The organism is Cognatundibacterium crateris (assembly GCF_010078235.1).
Lineage (GTDB): Bacteria > Pseudomonadota > Gammaproteobacteria > Burkholderiales > Burkholderiaceae_D > Undibacterium > Undibacterium crateris.
This window is the reverse complement of record NZ_JAABOS010000003.1, coordinates 358,021-379,669: the sequence shown is the minus strand read 5'-3', so window position 1 is coordinate 379,669 and position 21,649 is coordinate 358,021. Positions and strand designations below refer to the sequence as shown.

Here is a 21,649-nt window from a genome sequence, read left to right as displayed (position 1 = left end):
TATGGGACATTTGTGTCTCTCTTATTAAACGACCTTAACCAAAAGCTTTAGTCTCACGTGGGCATCCGTTGCTTTTCGTACTAAGTTCATTTGCCGTTACAGTTCCGCAGCTAATACTCTCTGTACTTTGCACGGCAATTTCCATATCACCAACATAGCCACCGCTAACATGCTCAATAGATTGCAGGTCCAACACCATCATTTTTATTTCGCTTACAGATTTCATGCCAATTTCCTTATTTATTAAATTAAAAAGCAATTTATTTTCCTGATAAATTACTACAGCAGGAAAATACGCTGATACGAATCAGCAGTTTTATCTTAACAATAAAGTACTAATAATATCAAGAATTTAATTACCAAAAATGCACTTTGTCGTAATTTATGATCTATCATCGTGCATTTCTTCGACCACAAAAAATCGTATCCCGTATCCCTTGGCGATGCCCCTATCGGACCGGAGACTGCTGCCGTCTGCGGCCGTTACGCTATTGTTATCAGCACCGATGACTTGTTCGAGATGGTGACTATCCGTATCCGGCAGTCCAGCTGCAGGGCAATTGGTTTTTGGAAGGCAAATTTGTTGCGATTGAGAACCCGCTGCCAAATCATTCGAAGGAAAAAAGTTAGCGTGAGGAACGCTTACAATGGACCACATTGATGAAATACAAAGAAAATAGTCGGTACATCCCCGTATTTGTTCTAGTTACAAAACGCTCCCATCAGGTAAAAACCGTATCCCTGTCCTCTTCACCAGTTCTTCATAGCTGATCGGTGGCGTTACTCGTGCTGTATCCGTATTTTCTATCCAGTGTGCCCACGCTTTTTTAGTCGTAGGATCGTAGACTAATTTGTAAAGGTATGTTGGCACCCAGACATGATTCTGGCCTATCGTTTCTGGTGAACGATCAAATACCGGGCCTGTGATGACGTAGACATCACTTGCTGCGCGTTGTATATATTTTCTGGTAGCAACTTCAATGCTGTTCCACATTTTTTGATTATTCTTGGGATTCTGCGGCACCATGTTGGCTAACGAAAAGCACTGGGCCATTCCATTGTTTGTGGACATGTCTCCAGCCGGCGCCATATGTCCGCGATCATATCCAGAAGATTTGTAGTCGTCGAGTTCTGCTCTTTCTGTTCTTGGTAGCCGGGCATCTGCAAAGAATTTCTTTGCACGCTTGACTTTGGAGTCAATTTTTTCTTTGCTTAAGCGTTCTGCGACATACACAGGTGTTTTACTTTGTCCTGAGTGGAGGACGGCAAATTCATCAAAGCACAGTGCTCTGGTATTGGGATGGTTGCTGGCAACCGGTACAGCGCCATTAACGAAGAATTGTTTGCATTCAGCAAAATCCTGGGCAGCAAATGCATTAGAGATACTGGAAATCAGAAACAATAAAGCGAAGGTAATGCGTGACATAAAATAGGAAGTTCCTTTTACTGTGTGAAATGACGGGATAATCAATAAGTCAGCGACTAAAAGAGAAAGCTTTGACGTTTGACCTGTCGGTTTGTTTTTACTACTTCGGCCTGTATTTCTGAAGCTGGGCGGTGCGATTATCGCTAATTTAGAAACGCACAAAATTAAATATGAAAATAACTTTATTTAAGAAAATGAAATAGCTTTCTGTAAATCGAATTATCACTAGTTCTATTTTTGCCATATACAATCATATTATTGCAATAATTAAATCATTTCTTTTATACTCTTCGTCCTATCAAACCAAATGCTAGCCAGCTTTGGGGGCAGAAAGCGGTCAATTGAAAGGAATGAACATGAGAATAATAAGTTTCTTTTTGGCAGCAATACCCGCGACATCATTGATGCTGCCCGCATATGCTCAGCTACAACCAACCATCTTAAACCAAAGTACTCAAAAATCAGATCTGGAAGAATCGAAACTCTCATCGCACAAGCATTACATTAACAAAGCTGGGAGAAATATACATTCGCCTTCAAAATCAATTGATTACAAAGTTCCAAATGGTGTTAGTGCAAAATGCGTTGATGGAACGTACAGTTTCAGCAAAACCCATAGAGGCACGTGTTCCCATCTCGGTGGTGTAGCAAGATGGTTATGAATTTGAGTTGGACCTACCTTGGACGTTTGTCACATTGTCCAAATTTTGACTATGGCTGTGTTTATTTGCTTGTGCACCATGGCTTATATAACCGAGTGGTGTACGTGGGTACAACCAATAACCTAGGCAGGAGAATGCTCCAGCATTTACACGGTTATTTAAGAGGAAACCGGTCAGTCTGGAAAATCTCAGAAACAGAAGATATCTATACTTTGATGAGTACCTGGCATCTAAGTAGTGATCTCGCACACTTTAAAAAATTGGCAGAGGCCGATTTAGTTTGGGCTAATACTACAATCGAACAACTAGATCCCAAAAATCTGTTGGCAGCTGAGAAAGTTTTTGATGAACCTTGGCAGCAATTCGTCAAGTCCAGTTATTTGCCAGCTATTGGCGTTTGGGTTCTTAAACTGGATCCATATTTACCGAAAATGGCGGTATCGATAGAAAGTGCGATACAGCAAAGGCTGGTAAAGCTTTTCGAACTCGGCTATATGTTTAATCACAAACAGCTATCTATACTCGGAAAGATTGAATTTAATAACAGCCTAATTCGAGTAAAGCATGCGTTTGAAAATGTGCCTGATGTTGATGATGCAAGCCAAATAATCTTTAAATCCCTTGGGGATAAAATTATCCCATCGGAGGCAAAAGATAAGGCGGCTCAGCAACTATCGGAGGTAATTTCGCGGCGCTGGCACGATAAACTTGCGCAGCAAAAGAAACGTCAAATCAGCTTAGAACGCTATCCAAATTCGGGCAAAAAATGGGAACTCGTTGATCTCGAAAAATTGAGAGTCATGCTGATGGACTTCAATATGTCTGCGCTCGAAATAGCACCAATCCTCGGGCGTAAACCCTCAACGATTAAAAAGAAAATTAAACGTAACGACAAATTCACTTTTAGGAAATGGCGAAAATCTATTTCGGAGCTAGGTTAAGTTACGTCCATCTAGCGATACCCAATAAACTATCAGGAACCGAGCAATGAATAGCTCACCCGATGCATTTCGCTCAATTTCTATTCGTTTAGCGCAAGAATAGCGTGTGGAGTAACAAATAACATCAGCTGTGAATACCGAATCATGACGTTTGGATAAAACAGTGACTGCATTTACGTGCAGCATTATTATATATAAATTAATTTCTACACTTGCTTTCCTTGCATGCCAAAACAACGTCTCCCACAAGACTTTCCACCCCATCTAGATCTGCTCGCACCCAGTGAACCGTTATCCGGTTCCGCACCGCTAGGCAATCATCCATTGCAATTTGAGAACATGCATGCACCGCAGTTTGAACAATTCTGCTGGTGGTTGTTGCAACGAGACTATGACATCGAAGGTTGCCAGCTAATTGGCGGGACTGGGCGCTCACAAGGTGGCATTGATCTATTTGGTTATGCGCACAATGACAAAGCACAGCTTATTGTCTTTGAATGCAAATGCTGGAAAAGCTTCAACTCTTCCACGCTAGGAAGTGCAATTACACTTTTTCTAGCGGGACCGTGGGCAACGCCTGGCACCCGATTTGTATTGATCGTCGCACAGCAAAGCACTGAACAATTCGCTAGAGCGTGGCATAACGCGCGCGAGGAGCTAAGGGCTCGAGAAATTATCGGCGAACTGTGGACGGGGGTGCATCTAACAGAGCGCGTCAGGCTTCATCCGGATATTCTGAGTCGATTTTTCCCTGACGTCGCAACGAACATATACTGTAACGAATGGATGCGCCGTGTAGACTTCTGGATGCAGCTGCAGAAGGCGCTGGTTGACGAGCGTCCTACTGTAAGAAGGCTAGCACACAAGTTTCTCGGGCAAGAGAGTCACGACGAAGCAATTGAGTTTGAGCTGGAGAATATTCATGCGTACGAGAATAGCTGGAGCATTGATAGTCCTTGGGTCCATATTGATGCGCTGCTACCGAACAAGCGATTCTTTTCAGGATCTGTCGGCATCGTCGTCAAAAAACAAACCACTTCTGGACTCACTGTTGCCCTTTCTCAAGAGTGGCTATTGAAAAATCTTTTTGCGCATACTGGGGCACCAGCCGAGAATACCTATCGCCCGTTTATCTACGGACCAACTTCTTCACGTCCTGATTCAGAAATCACCATTGACCTCCATAGCGCCCGTCTGCAGATTCCGCCCGAGGGTGTAGAAGCGATGTGTAGGGCACTCGACAAGCTTACCCCGGTGTACATAGATGCATTGCACGCACTGAGTCAGCACTGGGGAGCCGAAGACTTTCCCTTCGTCGGCCACGGTGACGACACGGTCGTCGCAATCTGCAGCATACCGACGCGCCTGTGGAGCCAAATTCTCGAGTTCGTTAACGAGCACGATGCAGATGCTGGCAGTAGTAACTGGGATATCTTCGATGCTAATCAGCACTACGTGAAGGTCTATACAACGAAGCCACATCCCGATTTTGAGTTGGGCTACCACGCCTTCATCCGGGCACGCAGTGATTTAGAGGGACTTTCCTATGGAGATAGCGTTGTCCTAACTTGGGACCCACCCAATTCCTTTAAAAACTTTGAACTGGGCCCACGGCATTGGATGTATTGCGCGGAAACACTCTCATGGTTACGCGACAGACTCATCCCAGCTGTCGGACAATGGTTAATCGAGCGCGAGCTTCGAGCAAGCTGGCCGTGGCGACGGCCAGCGCAACGCAAGGCACTTGCCCAGTTATGGGCGCAGCAGACGGATATATGGGAACACCGCCAATTGCCACTGCTGCCGGATGAACGCTACCGTTCTATTGGGTTAGTAGCCACAATAAAAGAACTACAGTCGGGCCTAGGAAACGGTGCGCCGCAGCTATATTTAACGCCTAAAGAAATGCATGCATTGTATATAGGGGTAGCAAAAATAATGCAGGGTGAGCGTGGCTACATTCCTTACATTTCCTCCAATCTTGGCTTGGGCCGTGAATGCAATTCACACCAAGACATCATTCAAGCTTTGAAACAGCGTGTTCTCGGAGATCTGTCCTCTCCGTCGGCGTACTCCATTCGGTGCTTGCTGAGTGCAATGCTGGAAGGTCTGAATGATAATGATGATTGGCTAGACGTGCCTGACGTCGAATTAATTTATTTGGCGCTTAAACCGTTAATGTATCACCAAGATATTGAGCAACTCTTTGAGCGGCACTCACGATGGCTGTAAAATGCGATTGCGACGTCATAAATCAGCCGCATATTTTTCTGCCACCGATCGTATTGACGGCGCCATATAGGTAATGACTACGGTTTTTCCAATGAAGGGCTGGGACAATTTAGTGCTGAACCATTGCTTCTGTTGGTGCAATTATCGCTATTTAAGAAAAATTACTCAATTAACAATCGAACACACAAGCAATTCTCGGCTCCGTAACTTGCTTGGTTTTAGTTCGATAGCACTCCATTTACTTCAGCATCAGCTTTTGACGAAGCAGATTTTCGGCAATCTCATCGAAACCGGTCAGTGAATCCGTCTTTATCAAATTCTTCAGAAAAGGTTTGTAAAGATAAGGCTTATCGTCGATCGCCACCCAAGGCTGCCACGGCTCACCGGTTCTCCTGATCCAGCCTTCAATTTCCACATGACGCTGATAACCGATGCTCTCCATCAAATCCGGAAGCATGGACCAACGCGGCGTGACATCAACAACTCGTACAGCAATGTCCGGTGAAAATATCTCTCGTAGTTGTTCCAAAGTCCTGTTGTGACGCCATGTACTGCTGATGACGATTTGAACTTGTGGGAATTCGCGCAGAACGCGCTCCAAGCGAGGCAGAAAAATAAAAAATTGAGCCTTGTCATAGCACGGCTCAGGGTGCAACACGCCATCAATGTCGAGAAAGACAATCATTCCCTCATCATACATTGGATCGGTGCGTTCTCGCCTTCCAATACGCTGTCGGGAGCCCTTTGATCAAATTAGTGCCATGTTCGGCAAACGACGTAGTGGCGCTGCCAGTGATCAAATCTACAAATCTCCGTCGCATTTTGATTAGTGAGAAATGATTAGTAAATTTAGTCTATCGATTAGCTGCGACGAAAAGTTAACAGCTTGATCAACGTGTTTGAACACAGACTTAAACAAACTACGTCGCAGCCCACCCCATACGAGCACTTATGGACGCACTAGTGCAGAGTTTTAAATTGCAATATTGCCCTATTTAAATTATTTCTTTTATACTCATCTTTTTACTATCTAACGCGTCGCCAAGCAGGGGTTGCTAGCACTGGGGCGGGGTATTGAAAGGAATGAGCGTGCGTATCGTTAGTTTCGTTTTAGCAGCAATTGTCGCCATTTCACCGTTGGCTCCGGCCTATGCGCAGCTGCAGCCGCCGCCATCCACGCAAAAATCCGAACCAGATGAATCCAAACTGACGTCGCACAAGCATTACACCGACAAAGCCGGTCAAAACGTGCATGCTCCGTCAAAATCAATAGATGACAAGGTTCCCAATGGTGCCAGTGCAAAATGCCGTGATGGGACTTACAGTTTCAGCAGAAACCACCGTGGCACTTGCTCTCATCACGGTGGCGTGACAAGGTGGCTGTAACAATGAAATGGAGCTATCTCGGACCATTGTCTCGCTGTCTTAATTTTGACTACGGTGCGTTTATTTACTTGTCGATCTTCATGGCCATTCAAGCCTAGACAACCACCGGCGACACCCAAACGAAGGCCTTGTTGATCCGGCGTCTTCCCCTTTTCGAGTGAAGCATTGTTTCTGCCTCGGCTTCCCTTTGGACTTGATCTCGTGTCTTTCCTATGGTCCGCGGTAGCTGCGGAACCCATCTCCATTGAAGACGCTCATCATTAATCCGAACCAAGTGCGGTCCGACGGCCTTCTGTGCACCGAGTTCGGCCAAGGCGAAACCGTGCTCGAGCCACGACTTGATCTTAGTCCATCGCAGCACGATTCCATCACCCCAAATTGTCGTTTCACCTGCCACACGGCATAGCCGTATGACCTCTTCCGGAATTACACGACCTTCATCGTGCATGTAGAGTTCGCCATCAGTAACGGCAAAATGCATGAATGCTTCAGGCGCTTTTAACCGCTTGGCTGATATTCCGAGGCCGGATTCCACATAGGTCAGCTGCTCGAAACAATCACACAGACTATGCCATGCGTCCTCATCCAAGACGACGTAACGCTTGTGATCAGTTTGAGTCTCAAGTTTACGTCTAGTGCGAACGATGGTACCAATCACGTCGCAAAACCACCGTTGTGTTTCTGTACGCAATGGAATCCAGAGGCCTTGGCGCCCATTGAGTTCATCCTGATCAAGATAAATGCCGTCTGCAAGGTCATCTGTGATAATGGAACCATCCTTGTTGGTCGAATTGGGAATATCGCTTCCATCGCGACTGTAGCGCCGCGCGTATGCCTCGGTCCACCATTCAGGCTTCTTCACTCCTATCCAAGACATGCGGCTTCCGTTCACCTGAATGAGATCCTTGAAATTGCCAATAGCTTCCGTCAACGTTGAATATACAGCCCAGTCGTCGGGTTCATATCCGAGTGCCAGTGTCATTTCTTGGCGAATGCGATCCTTCAGCTTGTCATTCGAAATCACGACAGCGCCATGCCAATCCGTCGAAATGTCGTAAAGTTCTCCCATGCTAATGTGAAGCACGTCGGTGCATATTTTAGGATCGACGCCACTCATCTGAACCGGTTTGCTCTCACTGCATAGGCGCGCCATGACCGAACTCAATCGCAGCGAAATAGCTCGAGCAGAACAGGTAAAAGTATGCAAAAGAAGCGGTGTATCGAGTACAAAGTTGCTTACCTTGAGGTTGCACGACGGACACGACAGCTGCAAATTCAGGAGATTGTCGACATCTAATCCGGGAAAATACTTCTCCATGAGCGTTGGGTGCGTGCGCGAGATGATATGCGCAACGTGATAGGCGTCGCCAACGATCTTTGCGTCACAGGACTGGCAGATACCCTTGTACAGATTTAGCACGACAAAACGGCATTCTGGTTTCCCATAAAAGCTGTTGAAGCGCCCAAAGGCGTCAATTTGGAACACACGATTCATCGATACCATCCTTGATCAAGCTGTCAATTGATTACTTTTTATCGGTTTCATTAAGCACTTCCAGAACGAACCAGCGGCTATCTTTTGAAGCTTCATACATGATTCGGCAACTCCATGATTGACACGGGTTGCTATTAAAAGTGATGGAGAATCGTCACGACTCTCCCTACTACTAATCCAATCGGACAGGTTGGTTCAGTATCCGGACGGGCGATTCTCGCGTTGATAGCGGTGAACAGAATGGGACTCAGTGCTGACTTTGACCAAGGTTACGTGGTGAACCTCGACTGAGGTGGTGAGAAGGCGAAGCGTTTCCTGGCGGTCGTCGTCCAGCGGTCGAATGAAGTGCAGAAAGGTTCCCAGAAATCCATCGTCTTTATCGTCTGGTCTCGGGGCTTCCGGTAGGGGGACTGTCTCAGTCACGGAATAGTCGACTTCCCAGCCATCTTCGGAGTCGTGACCGGTACTAACCTTGATCTCCGTCCCTTCTGGAATTGTCTCTTCCGCGACTCTCGCCGATTCGTGGAAAAGGACAACGTTGCACCCTTTCTCCACCTGCGCGGACGGAAAGATGATTCCGTCGAGGCGCGGGTCATTGGCCGTTGCTAGGAAGTCGGCGACAGCCTGCGTCGGCAAATAATCGATCCCTTCGTCATCCGGCATCACGGGACGCGCCATGCGCAACCCTAGTGAGCGCAGAAATTCGGCGCGGTGCAAACGTTCCTTAAAAGAAGGATCGAAAATGCTGCCCTCTTCGTGCACATCATTCGCCGCAGTGAGATCAAGTAGCCGTAGCTCCCGCGTGATGTCGAATCTGGCTGCGACCACGCGGCTTCCGACGGGCGGCCGGACTTCGGCAATGGCAACATTCACCTTTGTCGCGCCATAGAAGACCGAGATTCCTTGTGCGTTCATTCGACCGGCGCGCGCCATTTTGGGGGGCGGTGAACCGATGTGGGCGTCAGGACGACACAGCGCCTCCTTAAGCAAGTCTTCCGCCTGAAAAACACGCGAACGATAAAGATGATCGAGCTGCGCCCCGGGACCTGCATTTACGACCAGTGAGCGACCTGCTCGAGTCTTGAGCCTGTCGATGCCCCCAAAAACCTGGGCGAGGAGTTTTTCCGCCGTACGACTGAAGAAGCGCGCCTTGGTCTTGAGGGATTGTTCAAACTCGTGCCATTCCATGTGAAGTCCAATAAAGGTCGGATGGCCGCACTCGTAGTACGAATCCGAAGAGAACTCACTCTCTTCACCGATATTGTCCTTATCCGGGTACGGCGCGTGCCTTTCTTCAAGGATTTCGAGGACATCGGCTGCAGGCTCCTCGTCAATGCCGGCAGCCTCTTGGATCGCCTCGTTGACCGGCATGCCCTCGCGATCCCAGTTATAGTACGACTCACTGTCGGCCATGAGACGTTCCTGCCATGTTTTCGGCTGGTCCGCAGTGCGTGTGTAGTAATCGGAAAACGCCTCCTCGATCCATTCCGCTAGCACGTCGATGCCAATTGACGGTTCGCTCTTACCGCAATAGTCACATTCGGCTTCGACGCCGGACGATCTGATCTCGCTGGCGAGATAGGTCTCGCTGATGCAGCAATAACAGATGCGTTTGATCGTTGTCTCGTCGTTCTCGATGTCGGCCATGATGACGGTTTCCTCATGTCATGATTTTTTGCAGATGTAGGGCGCTAAGTCGTCGCCCCCATTCATGAGCAAAGTATCTCATGTTATGCAAAGAGTCTCATAGAGGCGATAGACGACCCATCAGCCGACTATCTAGATACCAACGCATTTGATGAGAGCACCTATTGCGATAGCTGCAGCTATCGCAATAGGTGCTCTTATAGACAATCCAAAAAGTTTCCGCCACTAATAATACTGTACATAAATACAGTAATTATCATCCTAATACAAGAGCCGACGTACATAAAACCGTTGTTTTCATAGGATTTTTTTAAATTTATATGTCTAGGCGAAAATTACGCCAATATGCAATAATGACCGAAATGTTGAAGCGATTCTCCGTTATTTTGGGAAATTTTTAGTTTTTTTGGGAATCTTTAAGGGACTTATGCAATGAACGTCTCAAAGCACTTTACAATCATCAGCGCAATTTGTCGCGTAGCACTCGCCTCGCCTAGTGAGGCATTGTTATTTCAGATTGAGCGATTACAAAAAGCACTGGAAGAAGGCGGGCTTACGCCGGAATCCAAGAGCCTACGCGCCTTACTTATGAAGGCGGAACGCTCCTCGGAGATGGCACCACGAAAACTTGTGCCCTCGCGCGCGCGCAGCCTGCCTGGAGAGGTGCTTCTTCCATCGACTCACCTGCCAGCGGATAAAGAAACAGGAGCAAGATTGGTCGAAGTAATTTTCCCTGACCAACTGTCTACTGAGTTGCCGATCTTCCCAGATGAGTTCGTACGCGCCATGACACAGGTAGTAAACGAATGGAGAAACGGTGAAGAGTTGAGTAAGCTGGGGATTCTGCCAACCAGTTCCTGTCTACTTGTAGGCCCCCCAGGTACTGGCAAGACATCGCTTGCTTACTGGCTTGCCGGCCAACTCGGTTTGCCTGTCGTACTCGCACGCATCGATGCGATGATGTCGTCATTTTTGGGGACATCTGCGCGAAATATCGCCCAGGTGTTTTCTTTCGCCAATCGCTTCCGGTGCATTTTGGTTTTAGATGAGTTCGACTCGCTTGCCAAGATGCGTGACGACCCTAACGAGGTCGGGGAAATCAAACGCGTAGTCAATGCGCTGCTGCAGAATCTGGACAATAGAAAAGACTCGGGCGTCACCATTGGGATTACGAATCACCCCAAACTGCTTGATACGGCCGTCTGGCGCAGATTCAGCGCGCAAATTGAAGTGCCGTTGCCAGACTTCAAAACACGTTTGGTGATCGCAAAGCTGTATTCGCAGCCACTGGAAATTTCTGAGCCCGAGTTGAAGTTTATCGCTGCACTACTTGATGGCTGCTCCGGGGCGGAGATTGAGGATTTCTTGATCGCTTATAAGAAACGCTGCGTCTTGCCTCCTGCCGCCCCATCTCCATTGGCAGCGCTACGCGATATCGCAACACTCAACAGCGGCAGGCTGTCCTCTCCGCTTCGCGCAGTGCTTTTCCAGAGTGACACCGAGCTCATGGGTTGGCTACGCCATAACGACTATTTTGAACTCAGCTTGAGCGATACCTCGAAGATCGTTCGCAAAGGTAAGTCAACAGTCTCGCGTAAAACTAAATAATTAGGAGGACTTATGAGCGGCTATTCGCCAATTGAGGTAGTACTGGACGTGCGAACCTATCAGGATAACAGGGATCGCTCCCCTGGCGGCGGCGGTACTGATTTTTTTGCGGGGGCCAATGAAGCTTTCGCCAGGCATCGTAACGCGTTAGCAGCGTCATTAAAAGCAGCGTCTGGTGTACTTGCGCGCAATCCGTCTGAGCTCGGGTACATAAAAGTAAAAATGCACGCCGATGCACATGCGAAGTCTCATCGTCCAACGTCGACGCTGTTTCCCTCACGCGCAACACCTGTGGTCGGACTCGAAGACAGTGGCGAACTCATTGTTCAGGCAACCTCATCGCAGTTAATCACGACCGCAGAAAAAGTGCTCAATGCTGAGGTCGAGGTCGCGACTAAAGAAAAAGTCAATAAAAAAACGGGCGAGTACGAAGACATGCCCGCACCAACGACAAGTCGGGTTGAAGCGAGCGCGGTCGCAGGAGTGTCAGTTTGGTCTGCGGCCGACAAACGTTCGTTTTCAGCTCAACAGGCGACTAAATGGGCCGCAGACAAGAAACTGGCGCTGCGCTATCGTATCGATCTGTTTGACTTCATTGAGCCGCAAGACAAGCGTGTCGCCAGATCTCTGGCATCGGCGGGATCATACGATTCTTTTTTCAGAAATTTAGGGCAGGCTTTGGGCGGAGGTTATTACGCACTGCTGCATAAAAAAGGCCGGGTCACACGCCTCTATCTTTGGCTGATGAAAGACATGTCGATCCAGTCTATAAGTCAATGGCAAGGTCGATCGAGACGGGTATTCGACGATGTGGATCTTGCTGTTCTCCGCCACGAATCTTTACTCGCATTCCTGGATCAAAGCCACCTGGTGCGCAGGATCGGACTGCCAAGCGCATTCACACTAGGCTCATCTGCTGGGAAGAGTGTAAGTGCGGGTGTTCACACGTTTTCTAAGCCGATTAATAACGCGCAATATCCAACTGTAGCGGTCATCGACGGCGGCATCAGCAATGTTCTGAGCGACTGGATCTCAAGCCAGGTGGTTGCAGTGCCGCGCCACCATACGAATGAAGATCATGGCACGGAAATTGGTAGCCTACTGGTCGATGGTCAGGCTATCAACGGCCCGTTACTGTGTGCGGAGCCAGATGGCTGTTTTCTGGTCGATATTGGCCTCATGCCGACTGAGGACACTTTCTCGCTGTACTACGGCGACCAACAAGATTTTCTGCTTGCGCTCAACGATGAAGTTCGGCGCGCCAAGGAGTCTGCCGGCGCTCGCGTGTTTTGCTTCGCACACAATGTAAAAGAGCTGCTTCCTTCTGCAACGTATGATGAGTTCTCGATGGGACTAGATCAGATTGCAGTCGCTAACGATGTAGTGTTTGTCGTCTCTGCCGGCAATCTCCCTCCGGGGGCGCATCGCCCCGAATGGAAAGCATCTCATACCGACGTGCTCAGCGATCTGGCGACCTCATTTGATGATCGAGTAACTGCTCCTGGTGATTCGCTGTTCAGTCTGAGTGTCGGCGCGCTCAACCCTCGTAGCTGCACTATGCATATTGCGGAAGCACCTGCGCGATACTCTCGTCGCGGCCCTGGCTTTAAAGGTCACATCAAGCCCGATGTAGTGCACTACGGAGGTCATGGCGCCGCAGCGGGCGCCAGCACCGAGCTAAAGGTGGTAACTACCGACAGCAGTATTATTTGGAACTGTGGGACCAGTTTTGCAGCGCCTATCGTTGCGAAGACGATGGCGAGAATTGATCAACTCACTGAGGGCAAGCTCTCCAGAGAAGCGCTCATTGCACTATGTATCCACGGTACATCTGAGTCCAAACCTCTGTCGGCCAAAGTATTCGATAGGATTCGAAAAGATCTTATTGGTTATGGTGTGCCACCGGCTGCGCAGGAATTTCTCAATGGAAACCCTAGCAGTGCAACCCTGGTGTTCATAGACACACTCCAACCCAAAAAAGATATGTTCTTCGAATTTGATTGGCCAGCCTGCCTCAACGACTCTGGTAGTTGCCGAGGCAAGGCTTGGGCCACCTTGGTGTACACGCCACCAGTCAACGATGCATTTGGAGCTGAGCTGATCCGGGTCGATATGGTAGTAGCTCTGCACCAGCGCAATGTGAGAACCGGTAAGTTCGATGTCAAGTCGAAGAACGTGTTCAAGACTGGCAGCTCCTCTAAACATGAGACGGAACAAGATCTCATTCAAGAGAGCCAGAAGTGGAACAACGTGAAGAAAGTTCAGTTCTCTTCCAAAGGCGGCGTGGGACAATCATCGCAATGGCAGGTCAGCCTTAAATACCTGGAGCGAGCTGAAGAACCTTTCCCACCTGAAGGGGTTCCGTTTGCCATCGTTCTCAGTATTTCAGATCTAGAGCAAGAAGAACCTGTATATCAGGACATGCGTGCGTCACTTTCCAGCGGATCGGTGCAAACTGAGGATATACACCTGCTTTCCGAGGCACGAATCCAAAATCGACGCAGCTGAAGATAGCAGTGTATCAATTTGGCAATTCCATAATTAATCCTTGGCAACATCGACAGGGTATTATATTCTTGGCATAATGTTGGGTTGTTCGATCCTCACACCAATCTTAGGAATATTATGAGCATATATGCAAACACCACGCGGCCAGCATCGTCGCTCGCGTTTGTTCGTGCTTTGGTAAGAGTGCTATCAACAAATCAGCAAGACCTCTCTCCAGAGCTGCAGACGTACCTGTATGACGTCGCGCGAGGGGCTGCTATTTTCGTTCAGCAAAAGCACCATAACCCAAACCTTCGTCCAGAGGTTGTGGAGATGGCGTTTGAAATTGCGGATGAACTCGAGCTGGTCGATGAACTTAGCGGCATGACTTCGCCCAAAGCCTTCAATCCTCAAGTGGCGCAGCGTTTGCTGGACGGCCTGCAGCGATTTGCTGCTGCATAGTACGATTCTGCGTCTCTTATCTGGGCGGCTTGATAAGCTCGCCCAGAATCATTTTTTCTCGAAAAACCTCAGTGAGTATGTAGCCGAATTGCAGGCCTTGCTCAGCAAGCTTCGCGCTGACTATCGTGACGGGGCGAGTTCCGCCTTACCTCCTGACGCACTTCAATTGGTAGTCGAGTCAATTTGGCGTGCAACCCAATATCTCGCCGGTAGCACTTCAAACAGGGTGCCCTACGAACTTGTCTTCGCGCTGCGCAATTCGCTCATCGACTGGGGACTGGACGATTGCGTGGTAACCACCTCTCTACTGCAGTCTTCCGAATTCCTCTGTGAACGAGTCCACTCGGCGCCAAATGATCCGATCGAGCAGTTGCTGGAAACGAAAATGAAGTTCGAGCTGGTTCAGATCGCATTACCCGAGATCTTCCAGCACACGCCGCTTTTCTGCACGCCGCTTTATCATGAAATTGGGCACTACGTTGAAGAACGTAAACGCCTCGTGACTGGGGCGCTCACCTCGAATGACCAAGCTTGGCTTGAATGCTTGCCTGACGCTGCCTACGTCAACGGCATTGATGATAGAACAAAGCGACGCAAAGTGGCGCTCAACCTCATCACAGAACACTTCTGCGACACCTTTGCCGCGAGCTATGTGGGTTCAGCTGCCTGTTTCTATATCGAGGAATGGGCACCTGACCAACCTGCCAACGATACACATCCATCAACGATGGCGCGCATCGCGGTGATCGAGGAATTCCTCAACGAGGGCCATGGAGACTTCATCAATATGTTGCAAAATACTGCACTCGACAATGCGGGCAAGCCGCTGTTGATTAAGCGGTTCGATGAACCGGAGGTTGAAAAATTCTATTCTGATAGCCGGCCATGTGAAATTACAAGCATCGCCCAAATGCATGGTGTCTTCCCTGCCGCGCTGAAACAGCTTAAGAGTTCAATTGCTGACCCTGCCAAAAGAAGGGCGTTCCCCAATGATGACGACTTGATCCTTGCAGTGAATGATCTCACCGAAAAGTCCATACGGAATTTTATGATTAGGAATGCCTGGGATGAGCCTCTGGACCAAGCCTGAAATCATCAAAGCTTTAAGCGATCCGGATAGCGGCCTGAGCGTAGCGCCGCTGATATCCACAGACCAGGTCAACGAGGTTAGCGTTGACTTGCGTCTAGGGTATGACTTCCTTGTATCGGTGCACACCCGAGCCGCATTCATCGACGTCTCGGCCGAACAACAGCAAGGCGGAGCGAGCCTCGCGTCGCACTTTGATGAAACCAGGCGTCGGCTCGGCGACACATTTATTCTGTATCCTGACCAGCTAGTGTTAGCCACCACACTAGAGTACGTTGGTCTACCCGCTAACTGCTACGCGGACGTTATGCCACGAAGCAGTTATTCGAAGCTAGGTGTGGGGCTCTATGCCATGTTACAGCCTGGATACCGCGGCTGCGTTCCGCTTGAACTGCTCAATCATGGCAATGTCCCAGTCAGACTCACAGTCGGTGCACGCATCTGCCAAATGAGGCTAACTCGCATTGCAGAAGACACCGATTATCATGCGCAGTCTCAGCCGCGCAAATACTATGGCCAGGTTCGACCAGCAGTGTCTAAAGCTTCCGTCGACGAAGAACTCATTCGCTTGACGCATATTCGCGAAAACATCGACAACCGATAAGTCAGGCGCCTCCCAGGTCGAGCTCAATCGGGGTTTTGCCGTCATGCGATTGGACGCGCACGGACCAGGCACCTTCGAAGTCCGTTCCTCGCCATGTTGACATTGTATCGGGATAATTGAAGATCAAAGACTTTGGATTGTCTGCATATACTAGGATGCGACCAATGGCTTCATCATGAGGATGATCGTGTGTTCCATCGGTTGAAATGAGGTAGTAGTCGGCCGGAAACTTCCTGACGATCCGCTCATTCGTATTGCCGGCCGAACCGTGATGGGAGACTTTGAACACATTGACTCTGATCGGTCCAGCCTGCAATAGCTCAGCCGCGTCGGTAATAACATCAGGAAAAGCGTCACCAGTAAATAACAAAAATTTAAGGTCAATTTCCAACAGAAATGCGATGCTCGAACCATTTGCGTACGCTTTATCTGGATCGAATTTAGATTCAGCCAACGCATAGACATCTTTGCCTACGCTCAAACTTTGAACGCCAGCTGGTAACTTGTCTTTTTCTTCATCTGACGGATCGGGCGCGACGGCCAGCATGCTCCAATTGCGCTTAAGTTCTGCCAGCTCTGCGGTGCCGGGTGACAGAATATCCAACACGAGCCCATCGGCTATGCGTGCATTGTAGGGGCTTCCATCAGCATTGATGCTAACCGCAGCGCCACCAAAATATGCGTTCCAACGAGCGTCATCGTGCAGCATTTCTTCCAACTTGACGCCTTGCGTCACACTGAGAGACTTAACCCCCGATGGAAGTTTCGCGATCCTACTAATGCCATTGAACCAGATCTCTTTGACGGCCGCATTGAACTCCGTATCCTTGAGCAGCCTGATGACACCCCCAATGTGGTCGTTATCGATGTGAGTCACCACCACCAAATCAATTACAGGACACTTACCGTCTTTTTTCAAATAAGCGAGTACGACATCTGCGGTCGCGGGCGTACCGCCATCGATTAAGATTCTGAATATGCCATCGTTGACAGAGCATTCCAGTAGAAAGCAATCCCCACATTTAGCAGGAAAAAACACTACCTTAACGCTCATGACGCTGCCTCAGATCGATCGCGCAAGAGCACAAACGGTCCGGCATTGAGCGAGTGTAGGGTCAACCATTGCACCGCCAGATGCAGATCCACAGGGATTTCTTTAGCGGCCCAATTGACACCCTTGCTAAGCATATTCAACGACTCGGTATAAATAGGTAAGCCTCGACGCACAGCCTCAGTGAGTAACAAAGCGATCTCCGAACGTAGTTCATCCTCATCTTTCGCCTCACTAATAATTCCCAATTCGCCGGCAATCGCAAGCACCCATGCTGAGCAAATTGCACCTTCAGAAATCCATTCAAAATCATCGAGGAGATTATCAATCCAGCGTAAGACATGTTTGTGCTCCGACAAGTACGCCACACTCCCCGAAACGTCCGGCTGTACGAGTACAAGTGCCCCTGCGGCGGCACCAATTGGATCGAAGTACTTTTGTTGTAGCAATCGCTCGGCATGTCGCATAGAAAGCTGCTTGGCAGAGTAAAGGTTTCCTTTGCTTAGTTGCTGCATCACTCCGTTAAATGCGGAATCATTAGTAAATACACGCACTTGCAAGATTCGCCCATTGTTCAAGAACTCAGACGTGTCATAAAAGTCGAACTCAACATCGATATCTGATTGCAGATCTGCAGACACCTTGCACGGAATAACGAAGAAGTAACGTTCTTCAGAGAACGTAATGTACAAAACTTTCTTACGGGGTCGCCTGAACGAATTCTTCAAACTCAACCTTCCGGTACAAAATTCTTTGCCAGGAATGATGTCCAAATTTAAGTTGAAAGTATTCTGCTCATCGACAGAGTGCCAACCGTCAAGCCAATATTCGAATTTATCGTCAAATGACTTGCAGTCTTCAAAACTTCTTTCGTGCTCAGGCATCAGCACGATGTCCGAGCGCAATTCAAATGTCTCGCATTTGACTTGGAGTTTTGAAATGACACCCATATTTCTTGGATGTCGCAGATGCTCGACTCTCGGAGTATTTGCACTACTAGGGCTAAATCTTCTGGCAGTCTTATCACTGTATTCGTCATGTTTGATGAGCGGTTCATAGTGCAAGCGTCTGGCCGTTGGAGGTGGAATATAGCCCTCAATCACAGCTGCGTCGATCTCATGATTGTTCGAATCATTAGAAACACGAAGGAGGATCGCAACAGGGTTGCCTTGGGATGAAACGAATTCCAAAATCCAATCGCCCAAAGAGAGCTCCAATTGCAAAGGCGAAGAGCTAGAAAAAGTCGATGTAAGTGCCGCGAAGATGGCGTAAGCAGGTTCAAGTTTCACCTTCCCCCCATCGACAGGAAACAGCTTAACTTCAACATCTAACGCTCGTTTGGGGCTAAGGCGTGAATCAATCAGATAAATGTTAGTGATCGTCATACCACCCCCTTCAAATACACTTCAACAAAATGTAGCTGGATGATCTTCTCAGCATGGGTGGCTTTCCCAGCTCCGTTTACGGCTTTGAACTGATAAAAACCGGGCGGTACGTTCGCATACCATGCCGCCGCATCCGGCTCGCGGCTCACCCAGTTATTAGACCCTTGAATTTCGTAGCTGAAAGTATGACAGGCGTTATGCTCTTCCGGCTGGCACGTAACCTTCACCAGAAACGCCGGCGGGTTATCGGCACTGCGGAAATGCAGAGGCTGATTCGGCTCTGGAGTGCGGGCCTCGGCTCGCTGACGCTTGGATTTCGGAATCTTCGCCTCTTCACTGATTAACTCCAGATTCCCAGCCACTGCACCGTGCAGTGCAAATGCCTTCACGGCCCAGCCATCTGGAGATTCAGCGTAGCCATTTTCGCTCAGCGCCTTTTTCAGTGCCCGAGCGAAGAAAGTTGGCTGACCATCAACGCCCAATGCCTGACGACCGCTTGCTGCTGCGAACAGCTGGAAGCAGGGTACTGAAGTGGCGAGGAATGGTACTTTATGATCGAGCTTTAAACCCCAGTTGTCCCTTGCTGTCTGCTCAACGGTCGCATCACGACATGCGTCGATGAAGAACCAGGCGCCACTTAGGTTCGTTATTGCATTCACGCTCTGGGACAAATTTGTATAGTTGATTGCACCATCGAGAGCAGCGGCATCATCGAGGTTGTAATCCTCCATCAATAGGCACTGATTCTCACCATTACCGAAGCCATGACCGGCAAAATAGAAAACCGCTACGCTGCCAGGAACCGCAGCCAAATCTCGTTTCCAATCACGGAACGCAGCACGCACCTGGCCCACTGTGGCAGGCCTAATTTCGTGGTCGTATTGCTGTTGTGCTTGGAGGGATACGTTTGCGTCCGAAATAAGCAGACGCACACTCTGTAGCGGAGCGGCTGGGTTTTGAAGGCTCCCGATCATCCACTGCGCCAGATCCAGGGCACTGTGTGCACACATATTTACCTGGCCTAGTGGCTTCTGGGCAGTATGGCCTGGGAAGTGTGGGTAATGACCGGCTCCCACAATCAAAACATGTGTTCCCGGCATATCGTTTTGTCTATTTTCCCAAATGAGCGACATACGTCCACCCCACTTACTCTGAAGACAAACACATTATCAGGTTAGCAATAATTTGGCAACTATGCATTCCGCTGAAACTGATAACCGCGCAACAAATATAAAGGGCCTGCAGCACTCCTAAGCAGATCAGACTGGCGGACCATGTAGCGCCTTTCAAGAAGGTATCGCACCTCTTGAATTAAAACTCCGGCTCCGACTTCGTTGATACTAGGTACAAGACCATAGCAACAAGATCCGAATGCAGTCTGCGCAACGGACGAGTTGCTCTATATGAAAGTCGAGAGAACTTCCGCTAGCGATTGCGGATTATTGGCCTCTTTTGCTGAAATCAGGCGGCTCACACCGATTGAATTCGCATCGTCGATTGGATAAATACCAGCAAAGTGCCTTGCTACAACCCAAAGCGAAAACAGCGACCAATATTGGTCAGTGCGATGCGCTGGAACGCAAGGCATGCCGACGATAATGGCAGTATGCCGGCTCTGTTCGTGTGGCAGAGATACATAAGTAAGCAGAAGAAACTCTCTCAACTGACTGCCATTTCCAACTAGGAATCGGGCACCGACCATGATCGGGAATTTCCGCTGATCTAACAGCCCAACGTACCTGATCTGCTTAAAAGGTTCGACCGTTATTGGCAATAAACCTTGGAGTGGGGCAAGACAGACATCTATAGTATGCTTGTTTCGCAGGATTTCTATCGCCTCCAATATTGCGATCGGCCCTGACTTGGAATTTTCCACGTTATGTTCCGGAGCCGCCGAAATATCGACTTTTCTGTAGGTGCCGCTAGCTTCTCTCGGCCCCACTGCCAACGAAGTACGTTTAGCGCCCCCAACAGAAGCTACCACGGAATCCGCCACCATTTTTCGCCGAATTAATTTACCACTTAGATCCGGAAATGCTTCAAGACTCTCTTCGAAATTAATTGTCGCAGTTGCCCAGGTTGACTTGACAGCGCCCTCATTCAATTCATCGTCGCCCGTCATGCTGGTCGCCTGCCGGCGAGACTGGATACTGGTTGCGGACATCATTCCTTTTGAGTTGGATTTTTTTTCGCTTGGATGAAGCTCATAGAACAGGGATCGAAAAGGAAAGGGGTAAGTGCAAGACACCATTCGATCCACGACAAAGACGTCATAACCTTGCGCATTGACCCACCTTCCTACCGCCGTGAGTGTAGTGCGTCCAACGAATGGAAATTTAGTGGCCGGATAGTGTGAAGCTCCATTCGCTGCCGCACTCACTCCTGATTTGACAATCCAATTTGCAGCACTCGCCGCATGACGATCCAGCGCGATACGCGCGACGGTCGCTGCTGCTATTCCTGGGATTCCCGCTGAAAGTCTTACGTGTGCTACGCCCATTAAGTTTGTTTTCGCAGATTCGTAAAGATCGTGTCCGCGTATCGGACCGGAAAACAAACGTGCAAGGAGCGCGCCGCTTGATCCGAAATAAAAACGAATCAACTCCATACAGGGTACTAATATAAATGTCTTCTCATCGATACGAACACGCGCTGCATACGACCCTGTGTGCCGACGGTGCGAACAATATTGGTCAAACGGGAGCAAGAAGCGAATCTCATCATCTACAGCAATAGGTAACCCTACCGGTTTTACATCGACTGTTTCGCTATTGATCTCAATATTTGAAAAGCTTAGCTGCTCGCCATCGCCACCGTTTACGCGCCGCCCGTATCGCCACATGTCTCCAATTCTCAGCAACCGGAGATAGGCCACAGGAATAGCCAGCTCGACCTGGACAAAACCATCGCCGGGCAGCGTATCGTGTAGAGATGACCTAACTGAGACAACGATGTTGACAGAAGGGGTTGCTGCAGCCTTTAGACTTCGTGAAACAACATTGCCTATCCAGTCGATTCTGAAATAAGCGCTCCCGAGATCTTTCAAAGCTTTGAGTACGATCGGCATATTCAAAAAAATACAGAAAGGTTTTCGTAAATATGGTTCGGATCAAATACGAACCATATATCTAACATCTAATAATTGCGGTAAAAGTAATGCCAATATAAGACGCTTC

At 48.8% G+C, this 21,649-nt stretch carries 18 protein-coding genes; 9 read left to right on the top strand and 9 right to left on the bottom strand.

What is annotated here, in order from left to right; all coding sequences use genetic code 11:
* Positions 1-34 precede the first annotated feature (34 nt).
* Positions 35-226: a hypothetical protein gene (locus tag EYB48_RS07725; RefSeq protein ID WP_162019751.1), complete on the bottom strand. Its 192-nt coding sequence runs from the start codon at positions 224-226 to the stop codon at positions 35-37.
* A gap of 480 nt (positions 227-706) precedes the next feature.
* A complete protein-coding gene (locus EYB48_RS07720) occupies positions 707-1,426 on the bottom strand; it encodes a DNA/RNA non-specific endonuclease (RefSeq protein ID WP_162019750.1) in 720 nt (239 codons plus the stop codon).
* A gap of 350 nt (positions 1,427-1,776) precedes the next feature.
* Here EYB48_RS07720 and EYB48_RS07715 point away from each other — a divergent pair, with 350 nt between their 5' ends.
* The 3 genes from EYB48_RS07715 to EYB48_RS07705 all read left to right on the top strand — a co-directional run bounded on the left by EYB48_RS07715 (position 1,777) and on the right by EYB48_RS07705 (position 5,261).
* Positions 1,777-2,088, top strand: coding sequence for a DUF3761 domain-containing protein (locus tag EYB48_RS07715; RefSeq protein ID WP_162019749.1), 312 nt, complete (start codon positions 1,777-1,779; stop codon positions 2,086-2,088).
* 134 nt (positions 2,089-2,222) lie between these two features.
* Positions 2,223-3,029 carry a hypothetical protein gene (locus EYB48_RS07710; protein WP_235934957.1) on the top strand — a complete coding sequence of 269 codons (807 nt, stop codon included), beginning with the start codon at positions 2,223-2,225 and terminating at the stop codon, positions 3,027-3,029.
* Between the two features lie 225 nt (positions 3,030-3,254).
* Positions 3,255-5,261 carry a restriction endonuclease gene (locus EYB48_RS07705; RefSeq protein WP_162019747.1) on the top strand — a complete coding sequence of 669 codons (2,007 nt, stop codon included), beginning with the start codon at positions 3,255-3,257 and terminating at the stop codon, positions 5,259-5,261.
* A gap of 238 nt (positions 5,262-5,499) precedes the next feature.
* On the opposite strand, the gene EYB48_RS07700 is transcribed toward EYB48_RS07705, so the two are convergent.
* Positions 5,500-5,946 carry an HAD domain-containing protein gene (locus EYB48_RS07700; RefSeq protein WP_162019746.1) on the bottom strand — a complete coding sequence of 149 codons (447 nt, stop codon included), beginning with the start codon at positions 5,944-5,946 and terminating at the stop codon, positions 5,500-5,502.
* 398 nt (positions 5,947-6,344) lie between these two features.
* On the opposite strand from EYB48_RS07700, the gene EYB48_RS07695 reads away from it, so the two are divergent.
* The gene (locus EYB48_RS07695; RefSeq protein ID WP_162019745.1) at positions 6,345-6,647 is read left to right on the top strand and encodes a DUF3761 domain-containing protein; all 303 of its coding nucleotides are present in this window, start codon (positions 6,345-6,347) and stop codon (positions 6,645-6,647) included.
* A gap of 94 nt (positions 6,648-6,741) precedes the next feature.
* On the opposite strand, the gene EYB48_RS07690 is transcribed toward EYB48_RS07695, so the two are convergent.
* Both EYB48_RS07690 and EYB48_RS07685 read right to left on the bottom strand, forming a co-directional pair.
* Positions 6,742-8,142: an HNH endonuclease gene (locus EYB48_RS07690; protein ID WP_162019744.1), complete on the bottom strand. Its 1,401-nt coding sequence runs from the start codon at positions 8,140-8,142 to the stop codon at positions 6,742-6,744.
* A gap of 195 nt (positions 8,143-8,337) precedes the next feature.
* The gene (locus EYB48_RS07685; protein WP_162019743.1) at positions 8,338-9,789 is read right to left on the bottom strand and encodes an RES family NAD+ phosphorylase; all 1,452 of its coding nucleotides are present in this window, start codon (positions 9,787-9,789) and stop codon (positions 8,338-8,340) included.
* 432 nt (positions 9,790-10,221) lie between these two features.
* Between EYB48_RS07685 and EYB48_RS07680 the strand changes: the two genes are divergently transcribed.
* The 5 genes from EYB48_RS07680 (at position 10,222) to dcd (ending at position 16,037) form a co-directional block, all read left to right on the top strand.
* Positions 10,222-11,397 carry an AAA family ATPase gene (locus EYB48_RS07680; protein WP_162019742.1) on the top strand — a complete coding sequence of 392 codons (1,176 nt, stop codon included), beginning with the start codon at positions 10,222-10,224 and terminating at the stop codon, positions 11,395-11,397.
* Between the two features lie 12 nt (positions 11,398-11,409).
* Positions 11,410-13,905: a S8 family peptidase gene (locus EYB48_RS07675; RefSeq protein WP_162019741.1), complete on the top strand. Its 2,496-nt coding sequence runs from the start codon at positions 11,410-11,412 to the stop codon at positions 13,903-13,905.
* 117 nt (positions 13,906-14,022) lie between these two features.
* Positions 14,023-14,346 (top strand): hypothetical protein, encoded by a 324-nt coding sequence (locus EYB48_RS07670; protein WP_162019740.1) that lies wholly within the window; start codon positions 14,023-14,025, stop codon positions 14,344-14,346.
* Complete coding sequence (locus tag EYB48_RS07665) at positions 14,333-15,436, top strand: hypothetical protein (protein ID WP_162019739.1); 1,104 nt, start codon at positions 14,333-14,335, stop codon at positions 15,434-15,436. Before EYB48_RS07670 ends, EYB48_RS07665 begins: the two co-directional genes overlap by 14 nt.
* Positions 15,414-16,037, top strand: a complete 624-nt coding sequence (gene dcd, locus EYB48_RS07660; protein WP_162019738.1) for a dCTP deaminase — start codon at positions 15,414-15,416, stop codon at positions 16,035-16,037. Before EYB48_RS07665 ends, dcd begins: the two co-directional genes overlap by 23 nt.
* Before the next feature lies 1 nt (position 16,038).
* Here dcd and EYB48_RS07655 read toward each other — a convergent pair whose 3' ends face one another.
* From EYB48_RS07655 to EYB48_RS07640, 4 genes are all read right to left on the bottom strand, one after another.
* The gene (locus EYB48_RS07655; protein WP_162019737.1) at positions 16,039-17,091 is read right to left on the bottom strand and encodes a ComEC/Rec2 family competence protein; all 1,053 of its coding nucleotides are present in this window, start codon (positions 17,089-17,091) and stop codon (positions 16,039-16,041) included.
* Entirely contained in the window at positions 17,088-18,473 is a 1,386-nt protein-coding gene (locus EYB48_RS07650; protein WP_162019736.1) for a hypothetical protein, read from the bottom strand. Before EYB48_RS07650 ends, EYB48_RS07655 begins: the two co-directional genes overlap by 4 nt.
* Positions 18,470-19,606: a caspase family protein gene (locus tag EYB48_RS07645; protein WP_162019735.1), complete on the bottom strand. Its 1,137-nt coding sequence runs from the start codon at positions 19,604-19,606 to the stop codon at positions 18,470-18,472. The genes EYB48_RS07650 and EYB48_RS07645 overlap by 4 nt, the downstream gene beginning before the upstream one ends.
* Before the next feature lie 266 nt (positions 19,607-19,872).
* Positions 19,873-21,546, bottom strand: a complete 1,674-nt coding sequence (locus tag EYB48_RS07640) for a hypothetical protein (protein WP_162019734.1) — start codon at positions 21,544-21,546, stop codon at positions 19,873-19,875.
* Between the last annotated feature and the right edge of the window lie 103 nt (positions 21,547-21,649).

What these genes read in the sequence shown, in the direction of transcription:
- EYB48_RS07725 (WP_162019751.1), bottom strand. Translation starts at nt 226, where the DNA reads ATGAAATCTGTAAGCGAAATAAAAATGATGGTGTTGGACCTGCAATCT.
- EYB48_RS07720 (WP_162019750.1), bottom strand. Translation starts at nt 1,426, where the DNA reads ATGTCACGCATTACCTTCGCTTTATTGTTTCTGATTTCCAGTATCTCT.
- EYB48_RS07715 (WP_162019749.1), top strand. Translation starts at nt 1,777, where the DNA reads ATGAACATGAGAATAATAAGTTTCTTTTTGGCAGCAATACCCGCGACA.
- EYB48_RS07710 (WP_235934957.1), top strand. Translation starts at nt 2,223, where the DNA reads ATGCTCCAGCATTTACACGGTTATTTAAGAGGAAACCGGTCAGTCTGG.
- EYB48_RS07705 (WP_162019747.1), top strand. Translation starts at nt 3,255, where the DNA reads ATGCCAAAACAACGTCTCCCACAAGACTTTCCACCCCATCTAGATCTG.
- EYB48_RS07700 (WP_162019746.1), bottom strand. Translation starts at nt 5,946, where the DNA reads ATGATTGTCTTTCTCGACATTGATGGCGTGTTGCACCCTGAGCCGTGC.
- EYB48_RS07695 (WP_162019745.1), top strand. Translation starts at nt 6,345, where the DNA reads ATGAGCGTGCGTATCGTTAGTTTCGTTTTAGCAGCAATTGTCGCCATT.
- EYB48_RS07690 (WP_162019744.1), bottom strand. Translation starts at nt 8,142, where the DNA reads ATGAATCGTGTGTTCCAAATTGACGCCTTTGGGCGCTTCAACAGCTTT.
- EYB48_RS07685 (WP_162019743.1), bottom strand. Translation starts at nt 9,789, where the DNA reads ATGGCCGACATCGAGAACGACGAGACAACGATCAAACGCATCTGTTAT.
- EYB48_RS07680 (WP_162019742.1), top strand. Translation starts at nt 10,222, where the DNA reads ATGAACGTCTCAAAGCACTTTACAATCATCAGCGCAATTTGTCGCGTA.
- EYB48_RS07675 (WP_162019741.1), top strand. Translation starts at nt 11,410, where the DNA reads ATGAGCGGCTATTCGCCAATTGAGGTAGTACTGGACGTGCGAACCTAT.
- EYB48_RS07670 (WP_162019740.1), top strand. Translation starts at nt 14,023, where the DNA reads ATGAGCATATATGCAAACACCACGCGGCCAGCATCGTCGCTCGCGTTT.
- dcd (WP_162019738.1), top strand. Translation starts at nt 15,414, where the DNA reads ATGAGCCTCTGGACCAAGCCTGAAATCATCAAAGCTTTAAGCGATCCG.
- EYB48_RS07655 (WP_162019737.1), bottom strand. Translation starts at nt 17,091, where the DNA reads ATGAGCGTTAAGGTAGTGTTTTTTCCTGCTAAATGTGGGGATTGCTTT.
- EYB48_RS07650 (WP_162019736.1), bottom strand. Translation starts at nt 18,473, where the DNA reads ATGACGATCACTAACATTTATCTGATTGATTCACGCCTTAGCCCCAAA.
- EYB48_RS07645 (WP_162019735.1), bottom strand. Translation starts at nt 19,606, where the DNA reads ATGTCGCTCATTTGGGAAAATAGACAAAACGATATGCCGGGAACACAT.